This is a genomic window from Pseudomonas fluorescens (genome assembly GCF_012974785.1).
Lineage (GTDB): Bacteria > Pseudomonadota > Gammaproteobacteria > Pseudomonadales > Pseudomonadaceae > Aquipseudomonas > Aquipseudomonas fluorescens_BT.
Genome location: NZ_CP027561.1, coordinates 159,991 through 181,480, shown reverse-complemented (window position 1 = coordinate 181,480; position 21,490 = coordinate 159,991). Strand labels below are relative to the sequence as shown.

General features: G+C 63.1%; 18 protein-coding genes. 2 read left to right on the top strand and 16 right to left on the bottom strand.

From position 1 onward, the window contains the following. Positions 1 to 40: 40 nt before the first annotated feature. On the bottom strand, positions 41 to 886 hold the full coding sequence (locus C6Y56_RS00770) for a sulfotransferase family protein (RefSeq protein WP_169432579.1): 846 nt from the start codon (positions 884 to 886) through the stop codon (positions 41 to 43). A 139-nt stretch (positions 887 to 1,025) separates the two neighbouring features. Beyond that, positions 1,026 to 2,621 carry a glycosyltransferase family 39 protein gene (locus C6Y56_RS00765; RefSeq protein WP_169428322.1) on the bottom strand — a complete coding sequence of 532 codons (1,596 nt, stop codon included), beginning with the start codon at positions 2,619 to 2,621 and terminating at the stop codon, positions 1,026 to 1,028. Positions 2,622 to 2,861: 240 nt separating this feature from the next. Here C6Y56_RS00765 and C6Y56_RS00760 point away from each other — a divergent pair, with 240 nt between their 5' ends. Beyond that, positions 2,862 to 3,449 (top strand): phage tail protein, encoded by a 588-nt coding sequence (locus C6Y56_RS00760; protein WP_169428321.1) that lies wholly within the window; start codon positions 2,862 to 2,864, stop codon positions 3,447 to 3,449. 58 nt (positions 3,450 to 3,507) lie between these two features. Continuing rightward, positions 3,508 to 3,819 carry a DUF6916 family protein gene (locus tag C6Y56_RS00755; RefSeq protein WP_169428320.1) on the top strand — a complete coding sequence of 104 codons (312 nt, stop codon included), beginning with the start codon at positions 3,508 to 3,510 and terminating at the stop codon, positions 3,817 to 3,819. Positions 3,820 to 3,829: 10 nt separating this feature from the next. Here the strand turns inward: C6Y56_RS00755 and C6Y56_RS00750 are convergent, their stop codons facing one another. From C6Y56_RS00750 to C6Y56_RS00685, 14 genes are all read right to left on the bottom strand, one after another. Continuing rightward, entirely contained in the window at positions 3,830 to 4,324 is a 495-nt protein-coding gene (locus C6Y56_RS00750) for a GNAT family N-acetyltransferase (RefSeq protein WP_169428319.1), read from the bottom strand. 11 nt (positions 4,325 to 4,335) lie between these two features. Next, positions 4,336 to 6,432, bottom strand: coding sequence for a biotin/lipoyl-binding protein (locus C6Y56_RS00745; RefSeq protein WP_169428318.1), 2,097 nt, complete (start codon positions 6,430 to 6,432; stop codon positions 4,336 to 4,338). Then, the gene (locus tag C6Y56_RS00740; protein ID WP_169428317.1) at positions 6,433 to 7,752 is read right to left on the bottom strand and encodes an efflux RND transporter periplasmic adaptor subunit; all 1,320 of its coding nucleotides are present in this window, start codon (positions 7,750 to 7,752) and stop codon (positions 6,433 to 6,435) included. Beyond that, a complete protein-coding gene (locus tag C6Y56_RS00735; protein ID WP_169428316.1) occupies positions 7,749 to 8,528 on the bottom strand; it encodes an efflux RND transporter periplasmic adaptor subunit in 780 nt (259 codons plus the stop codon). Before C6Y56_RS00735 ends, C6Y56_RS00740 begins: the two co-directional genes overlap by 4 nt. 83 nt (positions 8,529 to 8,611) lie before the next feature. Continuing rightward, on the bottom strand, positions 8,612 to 10,063 hold the full coding sequence (locus C6Y56_RS00730) for an efflux transporter outer membrane subunit (protein WP_169428315.1): 1,452 nt from the start codon (positions 10,061 to 10,063) through the stop codon (positions 8,612 to 8,614). Continuing rightward, complete coding sequence (locus C6Y56_RS00725) at positions 10,060 to 11,130, bottom strand: HlyD family secretion protein (RefSeq protein WP_169428314.1); 1,071 nt, start codon at positions 11,128 to 11,130, stop codon at positions 10,060 to 10,062. Before C6Y56_RS00725 ends, C6Y56_RS00730 begins: the two co-directional genes overlap by 4 nt. An 18-nt stretch (positions 11,131 to 11,148) precedes the next feature. Next, entirely contained in the window at positions 11,149 to 12,684 is a 1,536-nt protein-coding gene (locus tag C6Y56_RS00720) for an MFS transporter (RefSeq protein ID WP_169428313.1), read from the bottom strand. A gap of 102 nt (positions 12,685 to 12,786) precedes the next feature. After that, positions 12,787 to 13,704 (bottom strand): LysR family transcriptional regulator, encoded by a 918-nt coding sequence (locus C6Y56_RS00715; protein ID WP_127796543.1) that lies wholly within the window; start codon positions 13,702 to 13,704, stop codon positions 12,787 to 12,789. A 175-nt stretch (positions 13,705 to 13,879) separates the two neighbouring features. Next, a complete protein-coding gene (locus tag C6Y56_RS00710; protein WP_169428312.1) occupies positions 13,880 to 14,746 on the bottom strand; it encodes an ABC transporter permease in 867 nt (288 codons plus the stop codon). A gap of 20 nt (positions 14,747 to 14,766) precedes the next feature. Continuing rightward, positions 14,767 to 15,627, bottom strand: coding sequence for an ABC transporter ATP-binding protein (locus C6Y56_RS00705; protein ID WP_007957720.1), 861 nt, complete (start codon positions 15,625 to 15,627; stop codon positions 14,767 to 14,769). Positions 15,628 to 15,632: 5 nt separating this feature from the next. Beyond that, positions 15,633 to 16,658 carry an ABC transporter substrate-binding protein gene (locus tag C6Y56_RS00700; protein ID WP_007957722.1) on the bottom strand — a complete coding sequence of 342 codons (1,026 nt, stop codon included), beginning with the start codon at positions 16,656 to 16,658 and terminating at the stop codon, positions 15,633 to 15,635. Positions 16,659 to 16,676: 18 nt separating this feature from the next. Then, positions 16,677 to 17,573 (bottom strand): TauD/TfdA dioxygenase family protein, encoded by an 897-nt coding sequence (locus C6Y56_RS00695; RefSeq protein WP_085613330.1) that lies wholly within the window; start codon positions 17,571 to 17,573, stop codon positions 16,677 to 16,679. Positions 17,574 to 17,944: 371 nt separating this feature from the next. Beyond that, positions 17,945 to 19,312, bottom strand: coding sequence for an HlyD family type I secretion periplasmic adaptor subunit (locus C6Y56_RS00690; RefSeq protein ID WP_169428311.1), 1,368 nt, complete (start codon positions 19,310 to 19,312; stop codon positions 17,945 to 17,947). Then, positions 19,302 to 21,458: a type I secretion system permease/ATPase gene (locus C6Y56_RS00685; RefSeq protein ID WP_169428310.1), complete on the bottom strand. Its 2,157-nt coding sequence runs from the start codon at positions 21,456 to 21,458 to the stop codon at positions 19,302 to 19,304. The genes C6Y56_RS00690 and C6Y56_RS00685 overlap by 11 nt, the downstream gene beginning before the upstream one ends. Positions 21,459 to 21,490 lie beyond the last annotated feature (32 nt).

Below are 21,490 nucleotides of genomic sequence, written 5' to 3'. Positions count from 1 at the left end.
ACTCGAACAGTTGTAAACGCATCAATGAAAAACGCCGCGATCAACTGATCGCGGCGTCGGACTTCATACGAATCACATTGGCAGCGCTGGCTGAGCCATCGAGCCAGAAGGACAAATCGGCGTATTGCTTGAACAGGTCCGGCGGCAGAATCGTGCGCCGCGACTGCAGGGCGACCTTGGGTTTGACCTTGTGCAGGCCGGCCACGCCCAGGGCCTGGTCGAACTCCGGCGCGTCATAGGCCAGGTGGTCGAAATCGTGCTCGAACCAGGGTTCGCCAATGAAGTCGTAGACCAGCCGCAGCACCCGCTCGGGGGCCTGGGTCAGCAGGTCGTAATCAACGATCAGCAGCGAATCGGCGTGCTCGCCGTAATAGGCTTCCTTGAGCGCCGCCCAGGCGAATCCCACCAGGCGGTTGCGCTGGGCCAGGGTTTCGCAGCGGCTGTAGACCGTGTTGCGCTCGACGGCATCGCCGAACAGCTTGGTGTTTTCATAGGGGTCGGCGCGGTACAGCCGCTCCAGACTGTCCATCACCCAGGCGACGTTGCGCACGCAGGCGATGACCTTGGCTTTGGGGAACAGATCGTTGATCGCCGGCAGGCGCGAACTCCACTGCCGGTTGGTGTCGAACACCACCGGTTTGTCGGCCTTGTCGGCGTAGTAGGAATCGAACAGCCCGCGCAGCAGGCGACGGCGCATGTCGGTGTCGATCACCGCACCGAATTCGCTGCCGGCGCTGCATTGTTCAAGGACACCGGAGAACAGCGCGCCGACCGGACTGGTCATGCCGGCATGAAAGCGCGGGTTCTGCAAAAGAATCGCAGACAGGAGAGTCGAACCTGAGCGCGGCAAGCCGGAGATAAAGTGGAACTGCTGCAATCCCTTCACCATTACTTTGTAAGTCCTTTTATCCGACGAGCGTAGTCCAACAATAACCTTTCGACTAGTAGTGTTTTGATATCAACATAGAGCAAAACGGACTTGTAATGTCATTTCTTATCGCGAACAGTCAGGTGAAGCGTTTAAGTCACTCTCCGTTGGTACGATCGTCCTTTTCCATAACGAAAAGTCGCGCTTTCGCCCCGCCAGCACTGGACTGATCACGCAACTGCCAGCTCTTGGGCAGAGGCAGGAACGGGTCCGCCACTTCCGGGTCCAGGTCACCGATCAACCAGACCCGGGAGCTGTTTTTCGGCAGATCGGCGAGACGATCCAGATAAACCTCATCGGGCACCAGTGTGCCGAAACCGTAATGGTTCGGACGCGTCGAGCGCCCGTCGGCGGCGGGCGGTGTGTACAGCCTTACCTGAGCATCGGTGCGGTTGTAGTAGACGTAACTCAGGTACCAGAGCATGTCGCTGGTAACGATCCGGTCACCACTGACGAAGTGATGGTTGATGTGATCGACCATGACATTGAGCTGGTCATCGGGATCGACCGTGGCGTTGGTGTTCACCCCGACCATTTCGATCCCGACAAACGACACCAGTACCACCGCCGCCAGCACTCGAGCGCGGCTGTACAAACGGTCGATGGCCAGCGCCACCAGCATCGGCAGCCCCAGTGCGTAGGCCGTCAGATAGCGCTCGATGAACACCGGGCTGATGAACGACACCGCGAACACCAGAAACAACGGCACACCGGTGTAGAGCGCCAGCAGCACGCTGCCATGGTTCACGCTGCGGTCACGGGCCACGGCCACGCCCGCCAGCGCCAGCATGGCCAGCGGCATGCCGCCGAACAGCAACACCGGAAGATGATCGCCTTCGTTCTGGATCAGCCACAGCCAGATCATCGACGGCAGTGAGGACAGGGTCACCGGATCTTCCCAGCCCACATCGCCACCGACCTTGAGTTCTTCCATGTGCTGCGTCAGATCGAGCAGGTTCGGCAGCCACGGCAGGTAGAGTGCGACGATCGCCAGATTGGCCAGCCACCAGTCCTTGCGCTGGATGTGCCGCAGGCGATAACCCGGCAACAGGCGGATCAGCCCCAGGTACAGCCAATGGCTCAGTGCCGCCAGCACGGCGAAATAATGGGTGTACAACGCGGCGCTCATCAGCAGCGCGTAGATCACCAGATACCGTCGGCGCTGCGGGCGTCTGACCCAGCAGATCAATGCCAGGGTGGTGCCGAGCAGCAACAGGCCGAGCAGCGAGTACATGCGCACTTCCTGGCTGTAGCGCACCGCCGTCGGCAGCAGCGCCAGCAGTACCCCGGCGATGATGGCGGCACGACGGGTCGCCAGACGATCGACCAGACACATGCCCAGACCGACTGTGGCGATGCCGGCCAGGGCACTGAGGCTGCGGATCGACAGAATCCCTTCGCCAAACAGACTGACCCAGCCGTGCAGCAGCATGAAGTACAACGGCGGATGCACATCGAACGCCGCATGTTCCCAGATACCGCCCAGCGTATAGCGCGCCAGCAGCAGGCTGGAGCCTTCGTCGCCCCAGATCGCGGCGGCGGTCAGGTCATAAAAACGCACGACTGTCGCCAACAGCAAAATCGGTATCAGCCACTGCTGGCGAACCCAGCGCAGCAGACGCCGGACACCGGCATTTGGTGCGGCAAACGGGTCCTGGGTATCCCCCAGCGGAGTCTCGCGACGCGCTTCCATCAAGCTTCCCTTAGATTTTTCGAGTACAGAACAGCCTCAATCATTGCGCTCACTGTAGGCCAGCGGCGAAGTCGACGCGCGGCCGCGACGACGTCCGGCAAGTCCGTCGATCCGGGTCTACGCTACGGCTTGGCGTGACCTGCCTGCGCAAACGGAAGGCGCCAGCAAAGCCTTTCCACCTGCCCGACAACACAGGCTAACGCGCGGCGCGCCAACCACATAACAGAAGGATGAGGAACCATGGAAGTCTTTATGGGTACGATTCAACCGTTCGCCTTCAACTTCGCCCCCAATGGCTGGGCCCTGTGTAATGGACAGACCCTTTCCATTGCGCAATACAACGCGTTGTTCGCGTTGCTGGGCACCTACTACGGCGGCAACGGCACGACCAACTTTCAGTTGCCCAACCTGCAAGGTCGCGTGCCAATCGCCCAAGGCAACGGTCTGGGCCTGACGCCGCGCATCATCGGCCAGGTGGCTGGCACGGAAAGCGTCACCGCCACCATTGCCAACATGCCCAACCACACCCACGCGATGACGGGTCTGAGCGCCAACACGGCCTTGTCGCTAGCGGTCCCCGCCAGCAATCCGGCGACTGTACCGACTGCCACCAATTCCTACCTCGGTGCCTCCGGCGGCGGCCCCGGCTCGGCGAACATCTATTCCGACGCTCAGGGCGCCACGCCAGTGCCACTCAAAGGTGTGACCACCACCGTCACCGGGGACATTTCCTCCACCGGCGGCAGCCAGCCGCTGGGCATCATGAACCCCTTCCTGGTCCTCAACTTCAGCGTTGCCCTGAACGGTCTCTTTCCGTCGCGCAACTGAGCAATCGTCCGGGGGCCCCGAGCCCCCGGACGTTTCGTTTTTTCTCTGGAGTCAAACCATGCTGCAATCGGTTCAGATCGAACACCTCCAGCCGTTGCTGGGGCAACAACGCACACTGCACCTGCCGGATGGCACGGCGCTGCCAATTCAACTCGCCCACCTTGAAGCAGCCCCGTCGGCGAAAATGCGCCACAGCGAACGCATGCCCTTCTGCCTCGAATTCAACAGCCTGGAGCCGACCGAGTTTGTCGACGGCCTGTGCGCACTGGAGCTGCCGGCGTTCGGCCGGGTGGAAGATATTTTCGTGTCACGAGTGCCGGCGATGGGGCGGGATCCACAGTTGGGCTACTTCTGTATTTCCTTCAATTGATTTTCAAGGCTCACTGCGGATACCACACCAGCCGCTCCGCCGCCGGATTGCGCTCTTCCACCGCAAACCCCAGCGCCAGGTATTGCTGGCGCGCATGGGGATTGTTGGCCCAGACCACCGTCGCCACCGGGCAACGCACTTGCTGCGCGGCCTTCTGCACACCTTGCAGCACCGCACGACCGTAACCCTTGCCCCGGGCCTGAGGGATGAAGGCGATGTACAACACGCGGATTTCGTTGGGGCCGAAATCCGTGCTCAGTGCACCGATGGCCGTGCCGAGTTTTTCCACGACGTAGTGCATGGCATTGGGATGGTTCTCGCCCACGCCCTGTTCCTGCACCTGAAATTGCTGCGCGACCACTTGCTGCACCACGTCCTGCTCGCCGTCGATCCATTGCAGATCCGGGCGAGCGGATTGATAGAGACTTTGCAGAAAAGGCCCGTCGGTGGCCCGCGAGGGTCGCACCACCAGGCCGTCTGCCGACACTGCTGCGTTGTCCGCCATATTCACGCTCCCTAGAAACCGCTTTCCCTGACCCCCAGCGCCGCCAGCCGACGCCAGGCTACGCCGAGCACCGATTCGCCGCTGCCCTGCAACACCACCACGCCGCGCAACGGCTGTACCGGCGCAGGTGGCTGATCCAGCGTAGTCAATCGCGCGCCGTATTGCGCCTGCACCGGTTCCGCCCGTTGCTGTTGATCGCGGCGTACGGCAATCGGCCCGTGATGGTCGGACGTCAGCGCTTCCTGATCGACATAGGCCACGCCATTGGTATCGATTTCATCGAGCTTCACGGTAATCGCCGGGTGCATCGGGTCATCGGCGATAAACCGCCCGGTGGCCCCCGGTTTGACCCGCCACAACTCGGCCTCGGCCACATAACCACGCAGGCGCGAACCGTCCTCGACCACTCGCGCCAGTGCATCCTTGCTCGACAGCCAGCGGCCCGGTGTCAGGTTCGGTAGCAAATCACGCACGGTGCCGGCATGGGGCGCACGCAGCAGCAGGCGTTCGCGGCGAGCGCTCAAGCCACGGTATTGCGCCACGGCTTCGGCGAGGCGTTGCCCGACGATGCCGGCGTCGGCAGCCGTTTCGCTGCGACCGGCCTGACGGCGCATCAGCAACTGCTGAATCTGGATTTCCCGGCGGACGATGGCCTGTCGCGAGTCGAGATCCGGCGACTCCAGTTCGATCAGCACGTCGCCCTGAGCGACCTTCTGGCCGTCCGCAACCTTCACCGTTTTGACCCGCGCCGCCACCGGCGCATGCAGCGCACTGGCTCGACCGCCCTCGAGCATCGTCGGCAGTTCGACCGCGCTGCGCCACGGCACGATCAGCACCAGCAACAAGCCCAGCACTGCCAGGCTGCTGAGCAGCACCCGCGGGCCGTGAGCCTGTTCGCGGCGACTCCACCACTGGCGCCACTCACTCATGATCGGCAAAAAGATGAACCACACCAGTTCCACCAGCATCAGGAAGATCCCCAACACCTTGAAGAACAGGTGATAGACCGCCAGCGCGATCCCGAAAAACAACGCCGCACGCCATAACCACGAACCGTACCCCCAGATCAGCAAACGCCGCTGCATCGCCGGCGACCAAGGCTCCGGCGCCGGTGCGCCATAGCCGAACAAGAACTCACGCAGGCGCCAGCGGCAGAAGGCAAAGGCCCGGCCCTGAAGGTTGTCGACCTCCCACAAATCGCTGAGCAGAAAGTAGCCATCGAAACGCATGAACGGATTGAGATTGACCACCAGCGTGGTGATCCAGGTCGCACTGGCAAGCATGAACGCCGCCGTGCGCGCCGGGCCGTCCGGCAGCAATGACCAGACCAGCAACGCGATGCAGGCCAGCAGCAATTCCGCCAGCACCCCGCCGGCACCGATCAGCAGCCGCGCACGTCGGTCATTGACCCGCCAGGCATCGCTGACATCGGTGTAGAACATCGGCAGCAAGACCATGAACGCCACGCCCATGCTCTGCACCCGACACCCGGCGCGCTTGGCCATGAACGCGTGGCCGAATTCATGACAGAGTTTGGCGAAAAACAGCGAGATGCCGAACGCGATCGCGCCGCCGAGGCTGAACAGGTGCGGAAAGGTGCCGACAAATCGCTGCCAGTCCCGCGAGACCAGAAACACCCCGAGCCCAAGGGTCGCCGGAAAGCCGTAGCGCAAAATCCTTGGCCCGAATCGCTGCAGCCACGGCCACGCCCGATTGAGAAACGCGTCCGGGCGCCACAGTGGAATGCGGAAAAACAGGTATTGATGCAGCAGGATTTTCCACAGGCTCTGGCGTTGCGCGAGGGCCTTGAGCTGGTAACTGGCGCGTTGCTGATCGTCGAGGGCGCTGATCAGGTCATGCCCGCGCAGAAACGTCAGCAGTTGCTCCAGCTCGACGCCGTCCAGCGGCAAGCCTGGTTCACGGTTGGCGGCGCGCAGCACCTGCTCGGGATCACCGAGTGACCAGTGGCGTAACAGGCGCATTGCCGCCGTGCCGAGTTTGAAATAGCGCCCGCGCACCGGGTCGGCCAGGGTCCAGCGCGGCGAGCCGTCCAGCGCCGGCGCCGCGGGCGACAGTTGCAGGTCGGCACGCAGGCTCGGCAGGTTCATTTACAGGCCCACGCTCTGACGCAAACCGGCCAGTGGGCGGCGCAGCAGATACAGCGCCAGCGGCGCGCGATCACCGAAGATCTTCGCCGTGCCGCGCAGGCCGATACGCGGCGGTGCGTCGGTAAAATTCGCATCCAGCCGATAGGCCAGTTGGCCACCAGCGGTGGGCTGGGCTTCATAGGCCGAACGCTCGAGTCGGGCGACGTGGCGTTGCAAGGGATCGCTGTCGAGGAACAACGCAATATCGGCGCCCGGCTCCAGCGAAATCGCATCGCCTACTGCCAGTTCGATGCGCAGTTCGGCCTGGCTCGGGTCGGCGATTTCCATCAGTCGCTCGCCGGTCTGCACCGGTTTTCCGGTCCAGCGCTCGGCGTCGGCGAATACCGCAATGCCGTCGCGCTCGGCGCGCACTTCGCTGCGGTTGAGCAGTTCCCGGGCGTAGTCCCGTTCGGCGCGTTTCTGCTCGACCCGGGCGGCCAGCAGATCCACCCGTGAGCTGGACTCGGCGTCGGCGAATGCACGTTGGGAATTGGCTTTGAGTTCGGCTTCGGCCACACCGAGCGCACGCTCGGCGACATCGGCCTGGGCCTTGAGCGTAGTGCTTTCGAAGCGCAGCAGCAGATCACCGGTTTTCACGTTCTGATTGGGTTTGACCAGAAACTCGGCAATCACCCCGTCCAGCGGCGCCGCCACCACTCGCCCACCCAAGGGCACCACTTCGGCCGGGGCCAGCACCGACTGGCGCACCGGGATCAACAAGCCAAGCAACAACACCGCGACCAGTGCCACCTGACGTTTACGCGTCCAGCGCAGCCGCCACGGCTTGCGCGGTTGCAACGCCAGCCAGGCGTGACTGTAGGTGTCGCCCAGTTGCGACAGCAGCACTTGTTCGGAAGGGTTCCACGGCAGATCACGGGCCAGCCACAAACCGCCGAACACCTGACCCTCGCGGTCGATCAGCGGCAGCCAGAACACCTGCAGCGCCGATAGGCTGCGCCAGTCGCTCTGGATTGACTCGCTGACCATCTCGGGCGTGATCACCCGCGCCTGTTTCAGCACATCCTGCTTGAACAACTGCGCCACCGCCTGCTCGACGAACGCCACGAACGGCGCATTCGGCTCCACCGCGCTGACACCCGTCACCGCCTGCACCTTGCCGGCGATCAGCAGGGCCGCATGGCGATAACCGAACAGCGGCTGCCCGTCATTGACCAGGCTGTAGGCCAGTTGCGACGCATCGCGGGCGGCGCGGGTCTGCCGTTCGAGATCGAGAAACCGCGCGAACACCTGTTCGGCACCGCCGCTCACCGGGGCGTTCACTTAAGCTCCGGGAAACGCGCAGTGCCGCTCATGCCGGCGAGCAGGCCTTTGGCTTCAGGAAGTGTGGCGACCAGCAACAGGGTCTGACTGCCTTCATCGATCCGTGCGCCAAGGCGTTTTACCGTCGCACCGATCGGCTGGCCGGTTTCATCGGGAACGAAACTGAAGGTCTGACCGGGCTTGAGCTTCGCCATCCAGCGCGAGGGCACCAGCAAATGGATTTCCAGGGTGCGGTTGTCCACCACATCAAGCAATGGCGCCCCGGCCGGCACGCTTTCGTAGCGTTGCACCTTGCGCTCGACCACTTGCCCGTCGAACGGCGCCACCACGCTGCAGCGTTTGACCTGAACTTGATAAACCTGAGATTGCGCCTGAGTCTCGCTGACCTTGGCCTCGGCCCGGGCCACTTCAAAACGCCCGACGGAATTGAGCGCCGCCAGTTGCCGGTTGTGCGCCAGCTCTTCACCGGCGCCACGGCTGGCGGCTTGCGCGGCATTCAACTGGGCCTGATAGGCCGAACAGTCGAACTTCGCCAGGGTATCGCCCTTCTTGAACGACTCGCCCTCGCTGAACGGCAACTCGACAATCCGTCCCGACAACTCGCTGGCCAGCGTCGCCTGATCCCGCGCCCGCAACACACCGCGCGCTTCACTGCTGGCCGACGCATTCGCCGCCCCGCCGTTATCCAGCAGCGGATCGTCTGGCGCGGGCGTTTGAGCCTGAACTGCACACGTTACAAAGGTCAATCCGACAACCCAACCACGAAAACGCCGCATAACCGTTACTCCCTGACGGATGCTCGGAGTCTACGACAGCGGCGATTAGCGTCAAGCGAAAGGCCATCATTCGGGTGGGAGAATCAACGCTGCGCCATCTCCCCCACCGGATACACCGACTCCCATCCCCCGCCCAACGCCCGGTACAACCCGACCATCGCCAGTGAAACGCCGGTGGAGCTTTCCACCCATTGCTCCTGGGTGGCGAGCAGTGCGCCTTGCACGGTGAGGACGTTGACGAAGTCGACCACGCCTTCGACGTATTGCTGTTGCGCGGTGCGCAGGGCGATCTGGTTCTGGCGCACGGCTTCGGCGAGGCTGTCACGGCGGCGCTGGCTGGCGTTGTAGGCGGTCAGCTGGTCGTCGATTTCGTGCCAGGCACGCAGGACGGTCTGTTGATAACCGATCGCCGCTTCCTGCTGCTGGGCTTCGCGCAGTTGCAGCATGCCGCGCAAGCGGCCACCGTCGAACAGCGGCAGGCTGAATTGCGGGCCGATGCCGAAGGCCCGTGAGCCCCAGGAACCGAAATCACTGAGCTGCATGGCTTGCGAACCGAGATTGCCGGACAGGGTGATGCGCGGATAGAAATCGCCCTTGGCCACGCCAATGTTGGCGGTGGCGGCATGCAGACGGGCTTCGGCCTGGCGGATGTCCGGGCGGCGTTCGGCCAGTTGCGACGGCAGACCGATGGCGACGGTCAGCGGCGACTGCGGCACCGGCGCATCTGTGGATAACGCTTTGGTCAGAGCCTGCGGAGGCTCGCCCATCAACAGGCTGATGGCATTGATCAGTTGCGCCTGACGTTGCTCCAGCGCCGGCAGCCGCGATTCGATGGCCGCCACTTGCGCGGCCGCTTCGGCGACGTCGAGGTCGGTGGCCACGCCGTCGTTCAACCGCAGTTGCGAGAGCTTCAGGCTGTGCCGCGCCACGTCGAGGTTCTGCTCGGTGACGGCGCGGGTGTTCTGCACGCCGCGCAACTGAATGTAGTTCTGCGCGGTGTCCGCGAGTACCGCCAGCAGCACGCCGCGACGGTCGTTTTCCGCGACTTCGAGGTTGGCATCGGCGGCTTCGGTCTCCCGGCGCACACGGCCCCAGAAGTCCAGTTCCCAAGAGGCGGAGAAACCGGCGTCCCACAGGTTGAAGGCGGAATCGCCGTTGTGCCCGGACGGGTCGCTCAGGCCTTCGCCGCTGTTGCGTTTGCGGGCGTAGCTGCCGGTGGCGGCGGTCGTTGGATAACGGTCGGCGGTGATTACCTGACGAGCGGCGCGACTTTGTTGCAGGCGGCTGCTGGCCAGTTGCAGGTCAAGGTTGCTGCGCAAGGCGCGCTGGGTCAGGGCCGAGAGCTGCGCGTCGTTGAAGACTTCCCACCAGCGCTCGTTCAAGGGTTCGCTGACGGCCTGGCTGACGGCGGTTTTTGACGGTTTGGCCCACTCGGCAATCCGGGTGGCTTCGGGTTTCTGGAAGTCCGGGCCGACGGTGCACGCCGCCAACGCCGACAGACTCAGGACCACTGTCATGGACTGAACGCGCTTCATCGCTGCGTCACCTCACGCACCGACGTCGCCGAGCTTTGGGTATCAATGCTCGCCTCCACCGACATGCCCACGCGCAGGCGCTCGGCCGATGGCTGGCCCGGATCCAGCAAAACTTTCACCGGAATCCGCTGCACGACTTTGGTGAAGTTGCCGGTGGCGTTGTCCGGTTTGACCGCCGCGAAAGTCACGCCGGTGGCCGGGGCGATGCTCTCGACGCGGCCGGTGAGGGCTTCGCCGCCGAGGCTGTCGACCCGCACGACAACGTCCTGCCCCGGCTGCACGTCGGTGAGCTGGGTTTCCTGGAAGTTGGCGACCACATAGGCCTGCTTCAGCGGCACCACCGCCAGCAGTTTGCTGCCCGGCGTCACATAGGCGCCGACCCGCACGGCGCGCTCGCCGATCATGCCGTCCTGGGGCGCGGTGATGCGTGTGTAGGACAGCTCGAAACTGGCGATTTCCAGCGCAGCCTGAGCGTGCTTCAAACGGCCTTCGGCGGCATCGCGCTGCGCCGTGAGGATTTCCACCTGCTTGCGTTCCGCTGCCAGTTTCGCGGTGGCCGTGTCCAGCCGCGCAGAGGCCTGATCGATCCGGGTGCGCGCCTGTTGCGCGTTCTGCACGGTGCCGGCGCCAACGCCCGCGAGATGGTTGTAGCGGTTCAATTCCTGCTGGGCGAAAGCCATTTCAGCCTTGGCCGAAACCACCGACGCCTGCGCCTGTGCGATCACCGAGGTCTGGCGCTCCAGCGTGGCTTTGGCGTTCTGCAATTGAGCGCGGGCCACCAGGGTTTGCGCGTCGGCGGCCTCGGCGGCGGCGCGCAGGTCGCGGTCATCGATCAGCGCCAGCAACTGCCCGGCCTTGACCTGCTGGTTGTCCTCCACCAGCACCTCTTTGATGAACCCGGCCACACGCGGCACCACCAGGGTGAAGTCGGCAGAGACGAAGGCGTCGTTGGTGTTCTGCTGAGTGCGCTTGCCGAACAGGCCGGGCATCGCCAGATACACCAGCACGCCGACCGCCAGCGCAGCGGCCACAGCCACCGCGAGTTTTTGCTTTGCTTGAGTCGTCATAAGAACCTTCTATTTCAATCAGGTCGGCGCACGCGGCGGAAAGATCCGCGTCGGCAGCCAGAAAATCAGCAGGATCAGCGCCACTGCGACGCCGGCCATGCACAGGTAAAGATCCGAAGAAGTCAGCACCACCGCCTGTTCATGCAGGCGATGGGCGAGGCCGGGGTCGTTGCTCGCGGCCAGCGGCGAGTTGCCGAGGCGATCGACCAGCATCGTCGAGTGAAAATGCAGGCGCGAAGTGGTCAGCGCTTCGATCACGCCGGTGGCGACCACCGCCGCCAGGCCTTTCACGGTGTTGAACCACGCCGAGGCGAACGGCCCGTCCTGCGGCTGGATGCTGCCGGTCGACAGCATCAGCAACGGCAGCACCGCCATCGGCTGGCCGAAAATCTGCAGCCATTGCAGGACGTAGAAATCGTCGCGAATCCACTCAGAGGTCAGCTGCGAGCCGCCCAGGCACGACAGCGTCAACATGCTCAAACCGATCCCGAGCACCCAGCGGCAATCGACCCAGCGCAGGTTGCACAGCGCTGCCACCAGCGGCAGCGCGATCAACTGCGGCAACGCCGCGATCAGCATGATCGGCGCAGTCTGTACCGGCCGGTAACCCTGCACCTGAGCCAGATAACTCGATGGAATCAGCACCACTGCCTGCAGCACCACCAGCACCCCGGCCAAGGTCATCAGCGCGAACGACAGGTTGCGAATGCCGAGCATCTGCAACTTGAAAAACGGAATCGGCTGCGACCACTCATTGATCAGAAACGCCACCAGCAACAACGAACCGGCGCCGAGCAAAGCGCAGATCAGGTTCGACTCGAACCAGTCCAGGCGATTGCCCTGCAACAGGCCGATCACCAGCATGCAGATCGCCGGAAAGCCCAGCAGCAAACCTTTCCAGTTGAACGACTTGAGGCGCTCCAGGCGCAGCGGATCCTGTGGAATGCCCCAGGCAACCATCGCCATGGCAATCAGGCACGGCACGATGATTTGCCAGAACGTCCACTGCCAGCCGACGTATTCGGTCCACAACCCCGCCAGCGGCGTGCCGAGACCGGGGCCGAACGTCGCGGTCAGGGCGTAACCGGCGAGGCCGTAAAGCTTGATGTTGGCCGGCAGGAATCGCAGCGCAACGGTCATCAGCATCGGCGGCAGCGCGCCGCCGGCCAGGCCTTGCAGGATGCGCATCAGCAGCAGGCTTTCGTAGTTCGGGGCGAACGGGCAGAGCACCCCGAGCAACGTGAACACGCCGATGGCGCACAGGGTGAAGCGACGCAGGGAAAAGGTCACCGAGCACCACGGCGCAAACGCCATGGCCGCCACCGAGGTCGCGGTGTAACTCGCGACCAGCCAGGTGCCTTCGTCGTAGCCGATGCTCAGGGCGCCGCGAATGTCGGCCAGGGCGACCTTGGTCACCATCTCGTTGAGACCCGACACCAGCACCGCCAGCAGCACGCCGACCAGACCGATGATGATCCGCGCCCCGAACACCGGTGGCGCGGCGGCCATCGGAGCGGCAGCGGCGATCGGCGCCGTGACCGTCAGGGATGTCATGCAAGCAAACTCCGGAGGGAAAAATACCGGAGCATCTTAGTAAGGCTTACGGCTGACGAAAATTGACTTGTCGGCAGCTTATAGTTGCACCAGACGCAATCGTCAGGGCTGCGCCGCCAGCCAGGTTTCGTCGCAGCAGGTCTTGAGGGTTTCACGCAGCCAGCGGTGGGCCGGATCCTTGTCGAAACGCGGGTGCCAGGCCTGGGTCAGCATCAGGGTCGGCAACGGAATCGGCAGGTCGAACGAACGCAGTTTCAAGCCCAGCCGCCGCACGCTGAGCAGCGCTTCCTTGGGCACCGGCAGGATAAGATCGGAGTCCGGCAGGGCGAACATCGCCGCATGAAAACTCGGCGCGATCACCGCGACTCGCCGCTCCAGCCCCAGGGCATTCAAAGCGGTGTCGATGGGTCCACGGGCGATGCCCCGGCGGGACATGCTGATGTGGGAAAACCCGGCGTAACGTTCGGCGGTGATCTCGCCATCCAGCAGCGGATGGTCCTCGCGCACCAGACCGACGAAATGGGTGGAAAACAGGTTCTGTACTTTGACTTCCGGGGTCACCGGTCGTGTGTTGCTGACACTCAGGTCGATGCGCCCTTCGCGCAGCGCTTCATCGTCGCCATCCCCTTCGGGAACGAAACGCAACTCACAGTGCGGCGCCAGTTGATCGAGGGTGTCGAACAGCTTGCCGCCGTACACGCCAACGAAAAAATCGTTGGCGCGAATGCTGAAGCGCCGGCGCAACGTGCCCAATTCCACGGCATCGGCCGAGCGAAACAGCAGCGCCGCCTGCTCGACCACATCCCGAACCTGCTCGCGCAGCTCCAGCGCCTTGGGCGTCGGCACCAAACCGCGGCCGGCACGCACCAGGATCGGATCGCCAATGGCTTCGCGGATCCGCGTCAGCGTGCGGCTCATGGCCGCCGAACTGAGGTTCATCCGCCGCGCGGCGCCGACCACGCTGCCCTCGTCGAGCAAGGCGTCGAGGGCGACCAACAGGTTCATGTCCGGGAGTTGCATGCTGAGCACTCGTGACTGATCAGGATTGATCTGGGTGCAATGCTAGCAAACATACTTGAAGTCGGTGGCGCATGAACCGACGTCTTCGCGAGCAAGCCCGCTCCCACAGGGGAAATGCATTTCAAATGTGGGAGCGGGCTTGCTCGTGAAAGGGCCAGCCGCTTCCGCACACATCTCAGCGCTGCATTCCCCAGCGCTTCACCGTCACCCGCTCCAGTGTGTCGAACACCAGGTTCTCCACCAGCAAACCGATGAGGATCACCACTGCCAGACCGGCAAACACCTTGTCGGTGTACAGCTCGTTGCGGTTCTGAAAGATGTACCAGCCCAGACCACCCTTGCCGCTGGTGGCGCCGAACACCAGTTCGGCGGCGATCAGGGTACGCCAGGCGAAGGCCCAGCCGATTTTCAGCCCGGCCAGAATCGACGGCAGCGCTGCCGGAATCAGGATGAACAGCACGAAGCGCATGCCCTTCAGACCGTAATTACGCCCGGCCATGCGCAGGGTTTCCGAGACACCGAGAAACCCGGCATACGTGTTCAGCGCCAGCGCCCACAGCACCGAATGCACCAGCACGAAAATCAGGCTGTTCTGACCCAGCCCGAACCACAACAAGGCGAGCGGCAGCAGCGCAATCGCCGGCAGCGGGTTGAACATCGAGGTCAGGGTGCTCAGCAAGTCGCGACCAACCTGAGTCGAGACCGCCAGCGTGGTCAGGGCGAAGGCCAGGACGATGCCGATCAGGTAACCCTTGAGCAGCACCACCAGCGAGATCCAGACCTTGCCCAGCAGTTCGCCGCTGAGCAGGCCGTCATACAGCGCATGACTGGTCTGCAAAAAGCTCGGCAGCAGCAGATCGTTGTTCTGCACCCGGGCCACCACCTCCCAGAGCACGGCGAGCAAAACCAGGATCACGCTTTTGCGCAACCAGCCCTGCTGCCACAGGCGCTGACCCAGCGGCAGTTCGCGCTCCACCGGAACGCTGGTCAGCGGTTGCAGATCGTTTTCGAAAGCTTGACGTACGGATGATGAATGGCTCATCGGGCAATCCTCCAGGCGGCTCAATAAGCGATGCGGATATCAGTGAAATCCAGTTCGCGCTCGGTTTCCGGCGACTGCCCTTCATCGAACAGCAAACGGTGAATGCGTCGCGCCGATTCCTGAAACGCCACGCCACCGAGGCTGTGCAGATCGTATTGATGGCTGTGCACTTCCGCCCTCACCCGGCCCGGGTGCGGCGACAACAGCAGGATGCGATTGCCCACCACCAGCGCTTCTTCAATCGAGTGCGTCACGAACAACAAAGTGAAACGCACTTCCTCCCAGAGCAGCAGCAATTCCTCCTGCATCTTGCGCCGGGTCAGGGCGTCCAGCGCGGCAAACGGTTCGTCCATCAGCAGGATTTTCGGCTGCATCGCCAGCGCCCGGGCAATCGCCACCCGCGCCTTCATGCCGCCGGACAGGGTGTGCGGATAGGCATCGGCGAACGCCGCCAGACCGACCTTTTCCAGATAGTGCAGCGCACGCTCTTCGGCTTCCTTTTTCTTCAACGTGCGTGAAGCCAACAGCGGAAACATCACGTTCTGTTTGACGGTTTTCCACGGTGGCAGTTGATCGAACTCTTGAAACACCACAATCCGGTCCGGCCCCGGCGCGTCGACCCGCTGGCCCTGCAGACGGATCTCGCCCTCGCACGGCGCTATGAACCCGGCGACGGCTTTGAGCAAGGTGGATTTACCGCAGCCGGACGGGCCGAGCAGCACGAAGCGATCCTGTTGATCGACTTCGAAACTGACCTGGTGGGTGGCCCGCACGACGCGCTGCGGCGTACGGTATTCGAGGCTGACCTGATCGACCGCCAGCAGCGCTTGCGCGGTGGCGATCGGGTTGCTGGCCGCGTGGCCTTGCAAAGGGGCGTTCATGTCGATCAGCTCCCTTGCAGCGGTTTGGCGTCCTGGAAGAAGTAGTCCTTCCACGATTCGGGTTTGTTCTTGATCGCGCCGACGCGGTAGAGGAATTCGGCGAGCGGGTAGGTGTTTTTCGGCGTGACGCTGAATTCGAACTGCGGGTTGTCGATGATTTTCAGCAACGCGGCGCGGTCGATCTTGGCCTTGGTCACGCGGATGTAAGTGTCCGCCGCCGCGCCCTTATCGTTCTGCGCAAATTGCGCGGCTTCGGTCAGGGCTTCGACGAACGCCTTGTAAGTCTTCGGGTTCTCATTGCGGAATTTCTCGGTGGCGAACAACACGGTCGGCGAGTTCGGGCCGAGCACGTCATAGGAGTTGAGCACCACGTGCACGTTCGGATTTTCCAGCGCCTGATCCTGGAACGGCGGGTTGGAGAAATGCCCGGTCAGCTCGGTGCCGCCGGCAATCAGCGCAGCAGTGGCGTCCGGGTGCGGGACGGCGATGGTGTATTTGTCGAGGCGATTGAATTCCTTGTCGCCCCACTGCTTGGCCGCCGCGTATTGCAGGAAACGCGACTGCACCGAAACGCCCACCGCCGGCACCGCGATGCGGTCCTTCTCGGTGAAATCGGCGATGGTTTTGACCTTGGGATTGTTGCTGACGAGGTAGTACGGGAAGTTGCCCAGCGAGGCTACGGCTTTGACGTTCTGCTTGCCGTGGGTGCGATCCCAGATCGTCAGCAGCGGCCCGACGCCGGCGCCGGCAATGTCGATGGAACCGGAGAGCAGCGCATCGTTGACGGCTGCGCCACCGGACAGCTGGGTCCAGTCGACCTTGATGTCGAGCCCTTCCTGCTTGCCGTACTTCTCGATCAGTCCCTGATCACGCACCACGTTGAGCAATAAATAGACAATGCCGAACTGTTCGGCGATGCGGATTTCACCTTCGGCGTGGGCCACGGTCGGCGCCACCAGGCTGCCGGCGATCAGGCTGAAACCGAGGCCGATGGCCGCCGCCAGCGGTGCGAATGGAAGACGTTTGGACATGATCGGATCTCCGGCAAATCAGAAAGGCGCGTCGCCCTGGATGGTGGTGCGATACAGCTTGCGGCGCAGGTGCGCAGGGCAACCGGCGGCAAGGTGGATCAGCGAGCGGTTGTCCCAGAACACCAGATCGTGGGGCTGCCATTGATGGCGATAGATGTTCTGCGGCAGCACGCTGTGGGCGTAGAGCTCGTCGAGCAGTTGCTTGCTCTCGTCTTCCGGCAGGCCGACGATGCGGGTGGTGAAGCCCTCGCTGACGAACAACGCCTTGCGACCGTTTTCCGGGTGGGTGCGGACCACTGGGTGCACGACCTCGGCGACCTGGGCCAGTTGCTCCGGGGTCAGGGTCGGGCGCCAGTTGCCTTCGAATTTGGTTTCGCTGTAACGCGCCGTGTAGGAATGCGCAGCCGAGCGGCCTTCGACGGCTTTGCGCAGCGCGTCGGGCAGGCTGTCCCAGGCTTTGTGCATGTCGGCGAACAGGGTGTCGCCGCCTTCGGATGGCAGCTCCTGGGCATGCAGCATCGAGCCGAGGCTCGGCAGCTCCTTATAGGAAAGGTCCGAGTGCCAGAATTTGCCGGCATCACCGAGGCCGATGTTCTGGCCGTTCTCGACGATGTTGGAGACGATGAGAATTTCCGGGTGATTGGCCAGCAGGAACTGCTTGAGCACATGGATCTGCAACACGCCGAAACGACGGCTGAAGTCGATCTGTTGTTGCGGGGTGATGCGCTGGTCGCGAAACACCACGACGTGATGATCGAGGTGCGCACGGTGAATGCGGGCGAAGTCCTCATCGTTGACCGGACGGGTCAGATCGAGGCCGATGATTTCGGCGCCGACGGCACCGCTGAACGGGCGGATCTCGAAGGTTTGCGGCGCGACAGTCGCGGCGCTTGGGGTAGCAGTAGCTGCGGACATCAATCAATCTCCCACGCACGGCGCGCTCAAGGGCGCGCGCGTCGATCAGAAACTCACGCTGGATTGCGTGTGGGTTCGTGTCGTGCGGCGCGCCGATTGGTCGGCAGGTACGCAGGAGGCTGACTTTATAGCTATAAGAATTGGAAATTAAATACCGTTAACGAATAACGATATGGCGATTGCTTCGGAATGGACTGGATGGTGAGTGACCATTTGTGTCACTTCTGGACGGAATTTGTTGTTTTGACTGACGCCTTCGCGGGCAAGCCCGCTCCCACAGAGTTCTTTGGTGAGCACACAATCGTGTTCTAACCGAGATTCCTAGTGGGAGCGGGCTCGCTCGCGAAGAGGCCTGAAAGGCCAATAAAGATCTAGCGCTCGTGCAACGCCTCGGCCCGCGCGCGGATGATCGGCTTGAGCAGATAGCTCAACACGGTCTTCTTGCCGGTGATGATGTCCACCGACGCCACCATCCCCGGGATGATCAGCAACGGCTTCTCGTCGGTGCCCAGATGGCTGCGCTCGGTGCGCAGCTTGATGACGTAATAGGTGGTTTTCTTGTCTTCGTCGGTGATGGTGTCGGCGCCGATCTGCTCAAGCTTCGCCTTCAAACCGCCGTAGATGGTGTAGTCATACGCGGTGAATTTCACCGTGGCTTCCTGGCCCGGATGCAGGAACGCGATGTCCTGCGGGCGGATCTTCGCTTCGACCAGCAGCGTGTCGTCCAACGGCACGATTTCCAACAGGTCGCTGCCCGGCTGGATCACGCCGCCGATGGTGTTGACCAGCATCTTGTTGACGATGCCCCGCACCGGCGAGGTGACGAGCGTACGGCTGACCCGGTCTTCGAGCGCCTTGCCGGTGGCCTGGGCCTTGTTCAGATCGGTGCGCGCCTCGTTGAGCTGGGTCAGGGCTTCGCTGCGGAATTTGCCGCGCGTTTCGTCGATCTTGCGCTGCACTTCCTTGATCGCCGATTCGGCACGCGGGATCGCCAGAGTGGTGGCGTCGAGCTGACCACGGGTTTCCACTTCGGCACGCTTGAGTCGCAGCACTTCCACCGGCGACACCGCGCCCTGGGCCACCAGCGGCTCGGACATGTTGATTTCCTGGCGTTGCAGGCCGAGTTGCTGGCGGTACTGCGCCTGCTTCGAGGTGAACTCGCGCAGCTCTTGCTGACGCTGGATCAACTGTTCCTGCAAGCCACCGACCTCATCGTGCAGTTGCTGGCGACGGCTGATGTACAACGATTCTTCGCTCTTTGCCTGACCCGGCACGGCTTTGAGCACATCCTCGGGGAAATTCAGCGGCCGGTCATCGACCTCGGCGCTCAGGCGCTCGACCCGCAGCAGCATCGACAGGCGATCAGCCTCGGTTTCACCGACGTTGGAGGCAAAACGCGTGTCATCCAGCCGCACCAGCGGCGCGCCGGCCTCGACGATCTGGCCTTCCTTGACGAACAGCTCGGAGACGATCCCGCCCTCGAGGTTCTGGATTTTCTGGACCTTCGACGACGGAATCGCCTTGCCGTCGCCCTTGGTCACTTCGTCGATGACGGCGAAATTGGCCCACAGCATCAGGAACACGAAGAAACCGATGATCGCCCAGATCGTGAGCCGCACCACGCGCGGCGCATCCTCGATCAAGGCCTTGTTGACCTCTGGCAGCGGCTGGCCTTGCAGCGATGCCGAGCCCTTGAAGTAGCGGCGGATCGAATCCTTGAAACCCGACTTAAGCAACACTGATCTGCCCCTTCTTCAACGCTTCCATCACGGCGGCTTTCGGGCCATCGGCGAGAATCTGTCCACGGTCGACCACCAGCAGGCGGTCGACCAGCGACAGCAGTGATGCCCGGTGCGTCACCAGCACCACGGTCTTGTTTTCCACCACCGCCGCGAGGCGCTGCTTGAGGCGCTCTTCGCCGGTGTTGTCCATGGCGCTGGTCGGTTCGTCGAGCAGCAGGATCGGCGGGTTGAGCAACAGCGCCCGGGCCAGGGCGACGTTCTGGCGCTGGCCGCCGGACAGGTTCTGCCCGCGCTCACCGACTTGCAGTTCATAACCCTGTGGGTGCAGGCGGGCGAATTCATGGACGCCAGCCAGTTCGGCGGCTTGCAGCACAAGCTCATCCTCGACGTAACGGGCACCGGAAATCAGGTTGTCGCGCAGAGTGCCGGCCAGCAGCTGGATGTCCTGCGGCACGTAGCCGATGTTGTAGCGCAGCTCGCTGACGTCGATCTGGCGAATGTCGACGCCGTCCACCAGCAACGCGCCGTCGTCCGGCTGATACAGGCCGACCAGCAATTTCGCCAGCGAACTCTTGCCCGAGCCGCTGCGGCCGATGATGCCGATTTTCTCGCCGGGACGGATCACCAGGTTGATGTTCTTCAGCGCCGGGTTCTGTTGATCCGGGTAGGTGAAGTTGAGCTGACGGCATTCGATCGCACCTTGCAGCACCTTGCGGCTCAGCGGGCGCTCTTCGAAATTGCGCTCTTGCGGCAGCTCCATCATCTGGTCGACCGAGGTCATGGTCACCCGCGCCTGCTGGTAACGGGTCAGCAGACCGGACAGCGACGCCAGCGGGCTGAGGGCGCGGCCACTGAGCATGTAGCAGGCGATCAGGCCGCCCATGCTCAGGTTGCCGGCGATGATCTGGTACACGCCGAAGACGATCATGATCACCCCGGCCAGCTGCTGGATCAGCAGGGTGATGTTCATCGCCAGACCGGAGAGCATTTTCACCCGCAGCTCGAGGCGGCTGAGGGTGCCGATGGTCTGTTCCCACTGGTACTGGCGCTCGCTTTCGGCGTTGTTGACCTTCACCGCGTCGAGGCCGGCGAGGGTTTCGATCAGGCTCGACTGACGCTCGGCACCCAGCGCCATGGTGCGTTCCATGGTGGCCACCAGCGGCTTCTGCAAGGCGTAGCCGATCAACAGTGCAATCGGGAAGGCCAGCACTGGAATCCACACCAGATGCCCGCCGAGAATGGCGATGACGATGAAAATCAGGATAGTGAACGGCAGGTCGATCAGGCTGGTCAGGGTCAGCGAGGCGAGGAAGTCGCGCAGGCTCTGGAACTCATGAATGTTCTGGGCAAAGCTGCCGACCCGCGCCGGCCGGTATTTCATGGCCATGCCGACGATGCGTTCGAACAGCGTGGCGGAAATGATCAGGTCGGTTTTCTTGCCGGCCAGATCCAGGCACAGGCTGCGCAGGCTCTTGAGGATCAGGTCGAACAGATAGGCGCCGGTGATGCCCAGCGCGAGCACCCACAGGGTCGCTTCGGCCTGGTTCGGCACCACGCGGTCGTAGACGTTCATCACGAACAGCGGCGCAGCCATGGCGATGATGTTGATCAGGAAACTGGCGGCGATGGCGTCGGCGTACAGCCAGCGCGAACGCTTGAGGGTGTCGCGGAACCACGAGCGTGCACGCGGGATCAGCGTGCCGTGGTTGACGTCGAATTTGTGCTGGGGTTGGGCGAAGAACACTTTGCCGAGGTAGTCGTCGGCCAGCAGCTCACGGTTGACGAGGGACTCGCCGCCATCGGTTTCGCTGAGCAACACCCGGGCATCGTTCTCCCCCTGCCAGCCGAGCAGAACGGCACTGCGGCCATCCTTGAGCAACAATAACGCCGGCATCGCGATGGCCGGAATTTCTTCCAGCTTGCGTTGCAGCACCCGCCCCTGCAGCCCGGCGCGCGCCGCCGCACGGGGCAGCAGCTCGACACTCAGGCGTTGCTTGGGCAGCGGCAGACCGGTGGTCAGCATCGCCGCGCTGGCGGGTTTCTGGTGCAGCATGCAAAGAGCGAGCAGACCATCCAGTAACGGATCGTCGTGCATCGCGCGTGGATCATGACTGAGATGAACTCGACTGACTTCTGATTCCACGCTCGACACTCTTTAACAGTTGAAAAGGGACA

Coding starts and splice junctions, on each gene's coding strand:
- C6Y56_RS00745 (WP_169428318.1), bottom strand. CDS start 6,432: ATGAACCTGCCGAGCCTGCGTGCCGACCTGCAACTGTCGCCCGCGGCG.
- C6Y56_RS00700 (WP_007957722.1), bottom strand. CDS start 16,658: ATGTCCAAACGTCTTCCATTCGCACCGCTGGCGGCGGCCATCGGCCTC.
- C6Y56_RS00705 (WP_007957720.1), bottom strand. CDS start 15,627: ATGAACGCCCCTTTGCAAGGCCACGCGGCCAGCAACCCGATCGCCACC.
- C6Y56_RS00695 (WP_085613330.1), bottom strand. CDS start 17,573: ATGTCCGCAGCTACTGCTACCCCAAGCGCCGCGACTGTCGCGCCGCAA.
- C6Y56_RS00755 (WP_169428320.1), top strand. CDS start 3,508: ATGCTGCAATCGGTTCAGATCGAACACCTCCAGCCGTTGCTGGGGCAA.
- C6Y56_RS00725 (WP_169428314.1), bottom strand. CDS start 11,130: ATGACGACTCAAGCAAAGCAAAAACTCGCGGTGGCTGTGGCCGCTGCG.
- C6Y56_RS00765 (WP_169428322.1), bottom strand. CDS start 2,621: ATGGAAGCGCGTCGCGAGACTCCGCTGGGGGATACCCAGGACCCGTTT.
- C6Y56_RS00730 (WP_169428315.1), bottom strand. CDS start 10,063: ATGAAGCGCGTTCAGTCCATGACAGTGGTCCTGAGTCTGTCGGCGTTG.
- C6Y56_RS00735 (WP_169428316.1), bottom strand. CDS start 8,528: ATGCGGCGTTTTCGTGGTTGGGTTGTCGGATTGACCTTTGTAACGTGT.
- C6Y56_RS00720 (WP_169428313.1), bottom strand. CDS start 12,684: ATGACATCCCTGACGGTCACGGCGCCGATCGCCGCTGCCGCTCCGATG.
- C6Y56_RS00715 (WP_127796543.1), bottom strand. CDS start 13,704: ATGCAACTCCCGGACATGAACCTGTTGGTCGCCCTCGACGCCTTGCTC.
- C6Y56_RS00710 (WP_169428312.1), bottom strand. CDS start 14,746: ATGAGCCATTCATCATCCGTACGTCAAGCTTTCGAAAACGATCTGCAA.
- C6Y56_RS00750 (WP_169428319.1), bottom strand. CDS start 4,324: ATGGCGGACAACGCAGCAGTGTCGGCAGACGGCCTGGTGGTGCGACCC.
- C6Y56_RS00760 (WP_169428321.1), top strand. CDS start 2,862: ATGGAAGTCTTTATGGGTACGATTCAACCGTTCGCCTTCAACTTCGCC.